This is a genomic window from Dyella sp. A6, from assembly GCF_036320485.1.
GTDB lineage: Bacteria > Pseudomonadota > Gammaproteobacteria > Xanthomonadales > Rhodanobacteraceae > Rhodanobacter_A > Rhodanobacter_A aluminiiresistens.
Window position 1 is genome coordinate 1,197,758 of sequence record NZ_CP132911.1, and the last position, 12,473, is coordinate 1,210,230.

The window sequence follows — 12,473 nt, forward strand, 5'->3', positions numbered from 1 at the left end:
CCCAAGGGATTTTCGAGCCGAAAGGTTCCGTCGGGACGAAGATTTTCCCTGCGAGACTGTCCCGTCCAAAGTGTCCAAAGCCGTTCCCGCCGCTCCTGAACCGGATTTTCGATCCGATCCAGGTTCACCCGGGCGGTGATTTCTCCCGCGAGGGTCCCCAATGCCCCACGAATCGATCGACGTCCCCCCGCTTTGAGTAGCGGGTCGGTTTAGAGTCCGGAATTACTTTAACTGCTTCGCGTAGGCGGCCGGTGTCAGCCCGCCCAACGCCTTCTTCGGTCGCTCCTCGTTGTATTCCCGCCGCCAGCGTTCAATCTCGGTGCGGGCGTGCAGCAGGCTGGGAAACCAGTGTTCGTTGAGGCATTCGTCGCGCAGGCGGCCGTTGAATGATTCGATGTAGGCGTTCTGGTTCGGTTTGCCCGGTTCGATCAGGCGCAGCTGCACACCGTGCTCGTGCGCCCAGGCGACCATCGCCTTGCCGCAGAACTCCTTGCCGTTGTCGGTGCGGATCGTCTTGGGCAAGCCGCGAATCAGCCCCAGGCGATCCAGCACGCGCGTCACGCCGATCCCGGAGATGGCTCGTTCGACCTCGATGCCGACCGATTCATGGGTGGCGTCGTCGACGATGGTCAGGCACTTGAGGACGCGGGCGTCGGCGGTGCGATCGAACACGAAGTCCATTGACCACACCTCGTTGGGCGCCGATGGACGACACAGCGGCTGCCGCTCGCTCACCGGCACCTTCTTCCGCTTACGCCGGCGCACCTGCAGCCGCTCCTCCCGATACAACCGCTCCACACGCTTGTAGTTCACCGGCTCGCCGCTCTCCTGCCGAAGCTTCAGGTGGATCATCCCCACGCCGTAGCGCTTGTGCCGCTGCGCCAGCTCCACGATCCGCCGTCGCAGCACCACGTTGCGGTCCGGCTGCGCCTGATAGCGGTACGCGCTGGCGCTCATGCCCACCACGCGCAACGCGCACCGCTCGCTCAGCCCCTTGTCGATCATCTGGCGCACCAACGCGCGTCGGGCCGGTGCGCCTACGGTTTTTTTCGCAGGACGTCCTTGATCACCTCGTTCTCAAGCATCTGCTCAGCCAGCAGCTTCTTCAGCCGCGTGTTCTCCGTCTCCAGCTCCTTCAGGCGTTTGGCGTCCGGCACGCTCATGCCGCCGAACTTGCTGCGCCACAGGTAGTAGGAGGCCTCGCTGAAGCCGTGCTTGCGGCACAGCTCCTTGATCGGCAGGCCGGCATCCGCCTCGCGCAGGAAGCCGATGATCTGTTCTTCGGAAAAGCGCTTCTTCACGTCCAATCTCCTTCGGTTGGGGGATTGGACTCCAAACGGCCGTGCTACTCAAAACCGGGGGGGCGTCGTGACCACACTTACACATCACATGGACCTTGTTTTCGAGGTCAACGTCAGCAGTAAACTCTCCGTCCACTTTGTCGACCGCCCTATGTAGCTTCTTCATGAAGGGGTGGTCGTCTTCAGAGATATGAAGAACACCCTTATTTCCACATTTCTCGCAAGCCAAGTCCCAGGAATACCGATCTCGTGATGCCATAGTCATCTCCAATGAGCATGACCGCAGGCGAGAGTCGCCCCTACGTCTGCTACAGGTCGACTTATGTCAGTCGAGCTTGCCTGGCTGGGCACAGCCAGGGCAACAAGACTCACGATCAGGCACAGTCGGCTACGCGGCGATATGTAGCGAGGCGACTCCGGCTGCCTGGCGTCGGGGGGGGCATATTGTCACCTATTGCTTAAGGTCCCAGTAGATGGGGCCTTGGGATATCACTGCGACCGTCTGACACCATTGTTTGTACATCGCCCCTGACACCATTGTTTGTACAACGTGCACAAACATTGGTGTCATGCCCAAAAGACACGCTCGCCTCCGGCCATGACTTCAGGCCCATGTCGGTATTACGAACTTCACACTATGATTCACTCCAGTGTATGAAGCAGTGCGGGCATGCGGATGGACGACGGCAGCGGTCAACTGAAGAAGTTCCAGAAGGAGCTGTCGGCCGGCACGGTGTCGCTGGTGTTGCTGGCGGTGCTGGGGCGGTCCCGTCAGCCGCTGTACGGCTACCAGATCGCCAAGCGGCTGGAGGAACTGGGCGAGGGCGTGCTGGCCGGCAAGCAAAGTGCGCTGTACCCGGTGCTGCGCAACCTGGAGGCGGCCGGCCTGCTGGAAAGCGAAGTGCAGCCGTCGGTCAGCGGGCCACCGCGCCGCTACTACCGCATCACCAAACCCGGACGCGAGGCGTTGCGCGCATGGACGGACGCCTGGAACGCCACTCGCGATTCGGTCGACAAGGTTCTTCTGGGAGAGTTGTGATGGCTGTGCCGAGAACGATCGAGGAATACCTCAGCCAGTTGCGTGCCGCCCTGCGCGGCGCCGACCCCGCGCTGATCCAGGATGCGCTGTACGACGCCGAGGAGCACCTGCGCGCTGAACTGGCCGAACAGCCAGGCCGCAGCGAGGCGGAAATGCTGGAGCAGGTGGTCGGCAGCTACGGTGCGCCGGACGAGGTGGCGGAGATCTACCGCGACCAGGAGATCAAGATCCAGCGCGCATTGCGGCCGCCGTCGCTGCCGCCGCGTCGTTCGCTGGCCGCGCGCTTTTTCGGCGTGGCGGTGGACCCGCGCACTTATGGCGCACTGTTCTACCTGCTGCTGTCGCTGGCCACCGGCATCTTCTACTTCACCTGGGTCACTGTGGGGCTGACACTCTCGGTGGGGCTGTCGGTACTGATTATCGGCCTGCTGGTGGTGGCGCTGTTCTTCGCCACGGTGCGGGTGTTGTCGCTGATGGAAGGGCGCATCGTGGAAGCGATGCTGGGCGTGCGCATGCCGCGGCGGCCGGTGTACGCACCGCCGGGGCGCAGCCTGCTGCAGCGGATCGGCGCGATGTTCACCGACGTGCATACCTGGACCACGCTCTGCTACATGTGGCTGATGCTGCCGCTGGGCATCCTCTATTTCACCCTGACGGTGACGCTGCTTTCGGTGGCGGTGAGTTTCCTGGGCATGCCCTTGCTGATGCTGGTTCACCCGGACTGGCTGCAGGGCCTGTATGTGCACCACATGTTCATGGTGGACTGGGGTTACGGTCCGCACGTGCCGGGCTGGGGCGAGGCCATCGTGATGGGCGTGGTCGGGCTGCTGCTGCTGTTCGGTACGCTGCACCTGGCGCGCGGGCTGGGGCGTCTGCACGGTGCACTCGCCAAGCACATGCTGGTGCCACGGCAGTCTGAAAGCTGAGTCGTGGCGGCGGGTCCGTGCCGCCTCAGACCAGCCCGAGGTCGCCCGGTTTCGCCCGAGGGAACACCTGCTGCAGCTGGTTTGGGTTGAGTCCCCACATCCGTCTGAACATGCCGCCCAGCATGTCGCGGTAGTTGTTCAGCACGGGGTAGTCGCGGTTCTGCAGCAGGTTGGGCTGGTTCACGGCGACCTGTTCGCCGGCCAGACGGCCGCCGCTCACCTTGCCGCCGAGCACCCAGTGCACGGTGCCATGGCCATGGTCGGTGCCGTGGTCGCCGTTTTCGCGGAAGGTGCGGCCGAACTCCGACAGCACCACCACCACGGTGTCGTTCCAGTCGTTGCCCATGGTGTCGGCGAAGGCGGCCAGTCCGGTGCTCAGGTTGTGCAGGTTGTTGGCAAGGCCGCCGCGGGTGTTGCCCTGGTTGACGTGGGTGTCCCAGCCGCCCACGTCGACGAAGGCGAGCCGATACTTGTCGCGCATCAGTGTCGCGATGCGGCGGGTTTCCATGGCGAAGTTGTTCGGGCCCGGCGCTCCGCGGCTGGCCTGGATCATTTCGTCGCGCAGGTCGGCCGACAGCGAGCGCGGCAGCGCCAGGCCGTCGGCGGTGGCGGCGGCCAGCGGCGTGCCCTTGTACATGCTGGCCAGGATTGCCGACTGCCGCGGGTTGAAGCCGGCGCGCGGGTTGGCGCGCAGCGAGATGTTGGGAATGTCGTGGCCGGCACCCTGGAAGCTCAGCGGCAGCTCGTTGGTGAAGGCGATGGCGGGCACACCGGTAAGCACCTTCGACAGCCGCGCAAGGAAACCGGAACGGTAGTTGGTGCCGGCCCCGTCGGGTTCGCCGCGTTCGATATGGTCCTGGGTCTCGAAATGACTGCGGCTGAGGTCGGTGGTGCCGGCGAACGGCACGAAGGCGAGCTGGCGGCGTTGCCACAGCGGCATTAGTGCGTCGCGCACCACCGGATTGAGGCCCCAGTCCGCATTCAGCGCGACCGCGCTTTCGGGGTTGCCGGGATCCGGCCGGGCAATCGCGATGGTCGGGCGTGACGCGTAGTAGAAGTCGCTGCCGCAGGGCACCAGCAGGTTGTTGCAGTCGTAGCCGCCGCGCAGGAAAACCAGCAGGAAGCGCGGTGAGCCGGGCGGCGCGGCGAACAGCCGGCTGGAGAACGAGAGCATGGGGGCGGCAGCGACCGCACCGGCGGCGAACAGGAACTGGCGACGGTTCATGGCGAAACCTCAGCGTTCATTGAAGTCGGGTGACGACAACAGATAGGTGTTCCATTGCTGCGGCGACCGGGCCTGGGCCAGCGCCTTGCGCGTGGCGGCGGACAGGTGCGGAGCGAAGCTGGCGCGGAACAGGGCGGTGTTCTGGATCGTTGGCGGCATGTGCGGCGTCATCGGCGTCATGCGGTCGGGGCTGTTGGTCGGGGCGGGGTCGAACAGTCGGTTGTGACCGCTGCCGATGGCGCGCGCCACCACGAAGCGTTTGGCCATCTGTCCCGAGCCGGACCAGCTTGCCGAGTCGAGCGGCCAGCCGTCCGGCGTGATGCGCCCGTATGGCGCCTCGCCCATCTGGCGTACCCAGTTCACCAGTGGCGCGGCATTGCGGATCGGCTGGCCGTCGTAGGCCAGTCGCATCGACGACACCACGAAGCGGAACGGGTCCTTGAACTTGCGGCCATAATCGGCGGTGACCGCCTTGGAGGTGAACAGCGTGCGCAGCACTGCGGCGATGTCGCCGTCGCTGTGCTGGAAGGTGCGTGCCATGGCGTCGACCAGCGCCGGCGGCGGCTTGTCGGCGACGAAGTACTCGGCCAGCTGCTGCGAAATGAAGTGCGCGCAGGCTGGCTGCCGCACGATCAGGTCGATCGCCTGCTCGATCTCGTCATAGCCGCTGCCGCGGATGGTGTGGCCCAGGAACACCTTGTTGCTGAAATCGTGCTTGTTCGGGTTGAACACGAACATGCCGTCGCGCACGAAGCCGGGGCGCATGCGCCGGCCATGCCAGCCGGGCCGGGCGAACGGCGCGATGCCGGCGCCGGTGAGAATCGCCATCAGTTGCTGCACGTCCTGTTGGGTATAGCCCGAGCCCACGCCAAGCGTGTGCAGCTCCATCAGTTCGCGGGCGTAGTTCTCGTTGGTCTTGCTCTTCACGTTGTGCACGTTGTCCAGATACACCAGCATGGCCGGGCTCTGCAGCACCGCCATCACCAGGTCCTTGAACTTGCCCAGCGCGTGCGGGCGGATCACGCGGTCTTCGTAATCGGTGGCGAACAGCCCGACCGGGCCTTTCGGCGCATAGACACTGAAGTGGTTGAGCCAGAACCAGACCATCTGTTCCTTCAACTGGTTGCCGCCGTAGACGGCGTGCAGCATTTCCACTTCGGCGTCCTGCAGGAACAGCTGGCGACGGGTTTTCAGCAGGGCCTTCTTGGCCGCGTTCTTGGCGTCGCCCGCCGGCATGTCGCGGACCGACTTGAAGCGTCGTCGGAACTCAACCAGCAACTGGTCCGGCGGTGTGTTCACCACGGTGTAGCTGTCGAGCAGGTGGCGGATCGCCGGCGGCAGGCTGTCGTCGTCACCGGCCAGCTGCCGGTCGAGGAAGCGGCGCCGGCCAAGCTGCTCGTAGCGGGCGATGGTCTGGCTGTCCAGGCCGAAGCCGTCGCGGCGCAGCCAGGCCAGGTCGCCCTGGCCCAGTGGCTTGATGTCCTGCGCGCCCGCCGACGTCGCCAGGCCGAGCCCCAGCAGCAGGCCGCACAGCATGTGAAGGGGGCGAACGCGCAACGTGGCGGCAGTGGGCATGGGGCGGTTTCCGGCGGGACCTGCTGCAGCAAACGCCCGTGCCGGGGTTCGGCTGACATGGGGCAGGCGGGCGATGCAACGGATTATGGAACAGTTCACCAAACCCGGCCGGTACCGGTTCCACGTGCGGTGAGGGCGCCGTCGCCGGCCCGCCGGGGTGACGGAACGGCTACCGCTTGCCTACCCTGAGTGCGTGCACCGGACTGATTGCATCACGCAATCAATCAGCATCGATCAGGTTGTCGCCCGATATGATCAGCGTGTGGCCGGCAGCGACTGACCCAAAACAGACACGCATCGATCGAATTGGGGGTGATGCATGGATCGCGAGGGACTGATTGGCCAATTGCTGCGTTACGAGCAGCCACTGCCCCATGTTCTCGCCGGCTTGGCTGCGTATGGCTGGGATTGCGATTGGCCACTTGCAGAATTGAGTTCGTCGCACATCCGTCATGCACTACACCGATACCTCGATGCGGAGCTGTCAGCTGTGCAGGTTGAAGAGTGGGCCAATGCCATCGAGTGTAGAGAGGATATAGCTTACGAGCCGTGTTCGCCGGTGGGGGAGACACTATTCGAACTGGCGAATCCAGAGCTGACCTCGCCACTCAGCCTGGAGCGGGCGGAAGATCTGCTACAGCTACTATCCGCCGATTCATAATGTCTACCTCATGTCTACCTCCGACCCAAAGCTGCCGTTCCAGGGCCGGCCCCTCTGTCCGGCTTTGCGTTCGGTTGTTAGTCGGATGCCGCGCAGATAGGCTTCAGCAAGATCAAGGAGTTGCGTGAATATCTCTTTGCGCAACCTGGGATGTATAACCGGACAGGCTTGTCCGTATATTCAGTGGTTAGGGGTTGCGTGTGAAGGTTGTCGACGAATTGATGCAAACTGCCGTCGCGGATACCGAGCTGCTTCGCAAGCTCGACGCTCAGGGCGATCAGTTCAGTGTCACACGCGACGTTGAGTTTCTCTTGCGTGCACCAACAGCGGACAAGGCAAGAACAGCTGCATCCTTCATCAACGACTACCAATACGGGCTGGCGACACCACAGGACCTCGAAACCTCGCCGAGCGTTCTAGTTATCGTTCGCATGCCTGTCGAGCAGCATATTCTGCAATCGGTGTCAGGATTTATGGCTTGCGTTTGCCAGCTGTTTGGCTTGGAGTACGACGGGTGGGGTTGCGTCGTGCAAGCGGCGGACTCCTAACAACTCGGTCAAGCGGACCGGGTTCCGCGGCCGCTTACCTCAGGCGTTATTGGCCGTCCGCTTCTGGCCGCGTGTGGCCCTTGCGGCCTCGATTGCGGGTGAGCAAGCCGTAGAGTCTTTCATCTCGTTACATTTCTGCGTGCAAAGCCGATTTTTTTGTTTTTTCTTCAAGAAGATTTGTAGGCGAAGACCAAAGAGAGTGAAATTATGTTCACAGGAATGACATATATTCTGACTAGCCTGACCTTGGCGATCTTGATGCCCCTGTTGTTGGCTGGATCCGGTCATCAGGAGATCGGTAAAGTTGCAACTTATCGCTATCCGAGAGGTGTTTGTTGGTTTTTCCTTGGCGCACTTCCGGTCTATGGCGCGATGGGTATTTTTATATATTCGACGATGTCCCCTCAAGATAAATCAAGCATCCCGAATATGGCTACCTTTGGCACAGTATGGATATGCATATTGGGACTGATTGTATTCGCCTACTTTTATTTCAAGCACTATCGCATCCAGATCGATGATCACCTACTCACCCTAAACTCGATACTGGGGAAAAAATTCATTTCGCTTGCGAGCGTTGCTCAAATCGCCGTTCTAAGGGGGCGGGCGACAGATCTTATGCTATTCGGTAGTGACGATCATTTATTGATTAAGATCGGTGGCTCGCTGCAGGACTTCGAATCATTTCTGTCCCAATTGAAGCTTCGGACCCGCTCACCTCAGGTTACGTTGTTCAAATGGGATCGATCTGGCAAGTGGTACGAGGCAATAAACAGCGGCGCCGAACATTGGGTCGATAGCAAAGGGCCGAAACGCTTTCGAGATATGAATAGGCATCTCAAATTTATTCTAATCACTGGCCTTCCGCTTATCGCGATCGCCGCGCTGGTTGCTTGGTTTAACAGTCGAAGTTAAGTGTTTTTCTACGAAATGGACAAGACCATAGGGAGGAGCCAATGCAATTGGTGACAAGATTTGCAGCGACCCTTGCCGTCTGCTATTCCATCGGCGCTTTGGCCACCAATGACCATTTGAGCAAAATTGATATTCTCAGATTGGCCAAAGCCGAAGCCGCGAATTATTGCACTCATGGTGCCCTTGGCCCCTTCCCAAAATTAGGCTCTTTAACCAAAATCGGCTGCGACTACGACGCCAATTTTGATGGCAAGAGCTGGGCTGTGATAGCTCATTCTCTCTATCAGGACAAAGAGGGTCGGCCAGTGCTCGTTCAAGGTGCAGACAGGATCTATGTATTTTTCGTCTCAGGCAAATTGCTCCAGGAGCTGTCTGGCGAGTAGGTCTTACAAAATGGTGCATGATGAGAGTAGGGGATGTCCGCTTCTGGCCGTTTCCGGTCCATGGACCAACGATGATCGAGAGGACGGCTACTGTCACGACCAGTTTGCTCAATTGATCAACTTCGTCGGTGTGTGCACCATGAGCGGTCTGCCTGGAGTCCGATGCATGCCCAAGACCTACGACCGCGCCTATTTCGACAAGTGGTACCGCGATCCCGAACATGCGGTGGGATCGTCGGCGGTGCTGAAGCGCAAGGTGGCGCTGGCGGTGGCGCAGGCCGAGTACTACCTGGGCCGGCCGATCCGCACGGTGCTGGACGTGGGGTGCGGCGAGGCGGTGTGGCGTGCGCCGCTGCGCGCGCTGCGGCCGGGCATCGAATACCGCGGGCTGGATGCCAGCGAATACGTGGTGGCGCGTTACGGCCGCAGCCGCAATGTGGGACTGGCGCGATTCGGCCAGTTGGAACACCTGCGCTTCGAGACCCGCTTCGACCTGATCGTCTGCAGCGACGTGCTGCATTACCTGAAGCCGGCAGAGATCCGTGCGGGACTGGTCGGCATTGCCGAAATGGTCGAGGGTGTGGCGTTCATCGAGGTGTTCACCAGCCGCGATGGCGTGGATGGCGACCTGGAAGGTTTCCATCGACGTGCGCCGGACTGGTACCTGCAGCGTTTTGTCGAAGCTGGCCTGCTGCCGTGCGGCTCGCACTGCTATCTGGCGCCAAGGCTGGACCGGCGCATCGCGGCGCTGGAGCTGGCGCGGCTGCCGCGTTGAGACGCGAGCCGGGCCGTCGAGCGCAGCCTAGACCAGGGTGACCTCGACCCCGGCACCACGCAGTGTCTCGATCATCTCGTCCGGTGCGCTGGCATCGGTGATGACCTGGTGCAGCTGGTTCACGGGCGTGATCACCGAGAGGCTGCGCTGGCCCAGCTTGCTGGCGTCCAGCACCGCAACGGTCTCGCGCGAGACGCGGATCATCAAGGCATTGAGCGAGGCTTCCAGCGGGTCGGGCGTGGTCACGCCCACGGCCGGGTCCAGTCCGTCCACGCCCAGGAACAGGCGGTCGGCCGACAGCTTGCCCAGCGCCTGCTCGGCATCGGGGCCGACCAGCGAGTAGGAGGTCTGGCGCAACATGCCACCCAGCATCATCACCCGCACGTTCGGCAGGCCGGAAAGTTCCAGCGCCACGTTCAGTGCGTTGGTAATCACCGTCAGCGATTCCAGTTTCATCTGGCGGATCTGCCGGGCGATCTCGGCGGTGGTGGAGCCGGAGTCGAGAATGATGGTTTCGCCGTCGCGGATAAGCCGGGCCGCAGCCTGGCCGATGCGCACCTTCTGCGCGTGGCGGCGGGTTTCCTTGATGCTCAGCGGGGTGTCGTTGGAGACCGGCGTATGCACGGGCAGCGCACCGCCGTGAGAGCGGGCGACCAGGCCCTGGCGGGCAAGGGTTTCCAGGTCGGCGCGGATGGTGACGGCGGATGTGCCGAATTCGTTTGCCAGTTCCTCGACAGTGGCGCGTCCTTGCTTTGCTACGAGTTCAGCGATCAGACGCCGACGCTCTTCGACCAGAAGGCGGCGGTGGGGCTCGGCAGTTTTTGTTTGGCTCATGTCTGAATGCGCAGGAGTCGTGCAGCGTTGTCGTGATACACCTTGCGCAAGATGGCGTCCGGCAGATTTAGACCGTAGATCGACCAACGCCCCTGCGGAGGTATCGTTGACGGAGCATAGTCGAAATATTCGTCTTCGGTTTCCAGAAAGCGGAAGTAGATCTCATAAAGTTCGTCGCCGAACAGTTGCTGGGGCACATCGTCGCCCCACGGCGACGGCACCGCGTCGGTGCCGAACAGGATCCGGTCCTGGAAGCGGTCGAAGAAACGCTGGGCGATGCGTGGCTGCCGGCCAAGCTCGCCGATGCGGGCGCTGATGTCGACCAGGGTGTTGGGGTAGCGCTGCAGACAGTCGGTGACCGCGGCCAGGTTTTCCGCGTTGTTGCCCACGTGCAGCAGCACGAAGGTGGTCTGCGGATGGCGCGCGATCATGCGGTTGCGCGCGTCGATCAGCTCCTGGTGGCTGGGGAACTCCGGGCCGTAGAACGACCAGTCCGGGTGCTGCGCCAGTTCCTCGTAACGTTCGTTGTCGCCGTCGGTGGGCAGGAAGAACGCCTCCGGGTCGGACACGTGCAGGAATACCGGCATGCCGTGTGCGGCGCAGGCTTCCCACATTGGGTCGAAGCGACGGTCGTCGACGCCCACCAGCGGGCCTTCGTCGATACGCTCGCGCAGGTACAGGCCCAGCGTCTTCAGCAGTTTCAGTCCGCGGGCGCCGACCTTGTGGGCATGCGCGATCGCGTCGGCCTGGCGCTGCGGGTAGTCCGCTTCGGGGAATGCCGCGAAGGACGGTTCGGTCAGTGTGAGGAAGCGGCCGGGCGCGGCCTGGTCGAACAGCCGGATGCTTTCCTCCAGGCCCTTGCCGACGCCGCCGGTCAGATTGACCAGGGTGCGCACGCCCTTGCGATCCATCACTGGAAGCAGTGCTTCGGGCGTGCTGAACACGGTGATTTCCTCACCCACCGACACGCCGTTGCGCACGTTCTTAGACCAGGTCAGGTGGGCGTGTACGTCGATCACCGGGAAGCGCGGTCGCTCCACCCGGGTCTTCGGCACGTGCAGCATGCTGCGTGGCTTGAAGTCCTTAAGCCGCAGTCCCGCCTTGCCGGCGTCGGGCGCGGTCTGCAGCGGATTCTTGCTGCTGCCCTCGACGCGCACGGTGCCCGCGCCGGTGGGCGGGGCACAGCAGAGGCAGGATTTCTGGTCGGTCATGCTGAAACTACCTGTTCTTGGCGTCTTGCGCCGGACAAAGTACACCGTGGCAAGCCTGGTGTATCGGGAACATGCCGTGCCCTGCGGACGTTCCATCCCCGCCATCCCGGTGCAGGCAGGGATGGCGGGGTGCGGCGGCGCTTCTCAGCGCGGGTACTTCGCCATGATGTCGTGCACCTGCCGGGTCAGCGCCAAGGCCTGGTCGAACGGGCGCAGCCACATGTTGCGACCGAACATCACGCCGCTGGCGCCGGACTGCATGTAGAACTCCACCTTGCGCAGCACCGCCGCGTCGTCGTCGTTCTTCTCGCCGCCGGAAAACAGCACCATGGTGCGACCGGCCGAACGCACCACCCGCGCGCAGCGAGCGGCGGCGTCTTCCTGCAGCGTGTCGTACGGTGCGGGCACGTTGGCCACGCTGTCGTTCGGTTCGTGCAGCTTGACGATGTCGGCACCCAGCTCCAGTGCCACGCGCGCGGCGTAGTCCTGCGCATACAGCGTGTTGGTGCCGCCCTTGGCATTGACAGCGCCACCGCGCGGGTACGACCACAGCACCAGCGGCATGCCGAAGCGTTCGCAGTCGCGGCGCACCTGCTCGAACTGGCGGAATTCGTCATGCTGGCGCGGCGAGCCGACATAGATGGTGTAGCCCACGGCGTCCGCGCCCAGACGCACGGCGTCCTCCACCGAGGCGAACAGCGGCGAGGTGGCCTCGGCGTCGCTGGGTATGTTGGTCTTGCCGTTGAGCTTGAGGATCAGCGGCACGCGGCCGCAATACTCGGTCATGTATTTCTCGGCCAGGCCGATGCCCAACGCGATGGCCGAAAAACCGCCGGCTTCGGCCAGGGCGAACTGGTAGCCGGGATCGACTGCGGGCGGATGGGGAAAGAAATCGGTGGGGCCATGTTCCAGTCCCTGGTCCAGCGGCAGTACAAGCAAGCTGCCGTTGCGCGGACCATGGCCGTACAGCAGGCGCCAAAGGCGGGTGCGCTTGCCGTGCGACAGGGGCCATTTCGAAAATCTTTCGGAAGCTTTCGAAGGGGCTTGTAAGCTTTCTTTCATTTCATATACTCTGCTGGG

13 protein-coding genes are annotated in these 12,473 nt (G+C 62.7%); 7 read left to right on the forward strand and 6 right to left on the reverse strand.

Annotated elements, in window-relative coordinates; translation table 11 throughout:
* Window positions 1–222: 222 nt before the first annotated feature.
* Window positions 223–1,301, reverse strand: a protein-coding gene (locus RA164_RS05160; protein WP_412731025.1) for an IS3 family transposase whose coding sequence is annotated in 2 segments (ribosomal slippage) — window positions 223–1,043 and window positions 1,043–1,301 — 1,080 coding nt in all. Because the reading frame shifts where the segments join, the coding sequence is not laid out codon by codon here.
* Window positions 1,302–1,977: 676 nt separating this feature from the next.
* Here RA164_RS05160 and RA164_RS05165 point away from each other — a divergent pair.
* The gene (locus tag RA164_RS05165; RefSeq protein ID WP_329743483.1) at window positions 1,978–2,340 is read left to right on the forward strand and encodes a PadR family transcriptional regulator; all 363 of its coding nucleotides are present in this window, start codon (window positions 1,978–1,980) and stop codon (window positions 2,338–2,340) included.
* Entirely contained in the window at window positions 2,340–3,266 is a 927-nt protein-coding gene (locus RA164_RS05170; RefSeq protein ID WP_329742899.1) for a sensor domain-containing protein, read from the forward strand. Before RA164_RS05165 ends, RA164_RS05170 begins: the two co-directional genes overlap by 1 nt.
* A 25-nt stretch (window positions 3,267–3,291) precedes the next feature.
* Here the strand turns inward: RA164_RS05170 and RA164_RS05175 are convergent, their stop codons facing one another.
* Complete coding sequence (locus RA164_RS05175; protein ID WP_329742900.1) at window positions 3,292–4,491, reverse strand: DUF1501 domain-containing protein; 1,200 nt, start codon at window positions 4,489–4,491, stop codon at window positions 3,292–3,294.
* Window positions 4,492–4,500: 9 nt separating this feature from the next.
* Window positions 4,501–6,066 (reverse strand): DUF1800 domain-containing protein, encoded by a 1,566-nt coding sequence (locus RA164_RS05180; protein WP_329742901.1) that lies wholly within the window; start codon window positions 6,064–6,066, stop codon window positions 4,501–4,503.
* A 319-nt stretch (window positions 6,067–6,385) separates the two neighbouring features.
* On the opposite strand from RA164_RS05180, the gene RA164_RS05185 reads away from it, so the two are divergent.
* The 5 genes from RA164_RS05185 to RA164_RS05205 all read left to right on the forward strand — a co-directional run bounded on the left by RA164_RS05185 (window position 6,386) and on the right by RA164_RS05205 (window position 9,348).
* Window positions 6,386–6,727, forward strand: a complete 342-nt coding sequence (locus RA164_RS05185; protein WP_329742902.1) for a hypothetical protein — start codon at window positions 6,386–6,388, stop codon at window positions 6,725–6,727.
* 200 nt (window positions 6,728–6,927) lie between these two features.
* Entirely contained in the window at window positions 6,928–7,275 is a 348-nt protein-coding gene (locus RA164_RS05190; RefSeq protein WP_329742903.1) for a ribonuclease E inhibitor RraB, read from the forward strand.
* A gap of 219 nt (window positions 7,276–7,494) precedes the next feature.
* Window positions 7,495–8,190: a hypothetical protein gene (locus RA164_RS05195; protein WP_329742904.1), complete on the forward strand. Its 696-nt coding sequence runs from the start codon at window positions 7,495–7,497 to the stop codon at window positions 8,188–8,190.
* Window positions 8,191–8,231: 41 nt separating this feature from the next.
* A complete protein-coding gene (locus tag RA164_RS05200) occupies window positions 8,232–8,573 on the forward strand; it encodes a hypothetical protein (protein WP_329742905.1) in 342 nt (113 codons plus the stop codon).
* Between the two features lie 166 nt (window positions 8,574–8,739).
* Entirely contained in the window at window positions 8,740–9,348 is a 609-nt protein-coding gene (locus RA164_RS05205; protein ID WP_329742906.1) for a class I SAM-dependent DNA methyltransferase, read from the forward strand.
* Between the two features lie 27 nt (window positions 9,349–9,375).
* Here RA164_RS05205 and agaR read toward each other — a convergent pair whose 3' ends face one another.
* The 3 genes from agaR to RA164_RS05220 form a co-directional block, all read right to left on the reverse strand.
* On the reverse strand, window positions 9,376–10,182 hold the full coding sequence (agaR, locus tag RA164_RS05210) for a transcriptional repressor AgaR (RefSeq protein WP_329742907.1): 807 nt from the start codon (window positions 10,180–10,182) through the stop codon (window positions 9,376–9,378).
* Window positions 10,179–11,393: an amidohydrolase family protein gene (locus tag RA164_RS05215; protein ID WP_329742908.1), complete on the reverse strand. Its 1,215-nt coding sequence runs from the start codon at window positions 11,391–11,393 to the stop codon at window positions 10,179–10,181. The genes agaR and RA164_RS05215 overlap by 4 nt, the downstream gene beginning before the upstream one ends.
* A 144-nt stretch (window positions 11,394–11,537) precedes the next feature.
* Window positions 11,538–12,455: a class I fructose-bisphosphate aldolase gene (locus RA164_RS05220; RefSeq protein ID WP_329742909.1), complete on the reverse strand. Its 918-nt coding sequence runs from the start codon at window positions 12,453–12,455 to the stop codon at window positions 11,538–11,540.
* Window positions 12,456–12,473 lie beyond the last annotated feature (18 nt).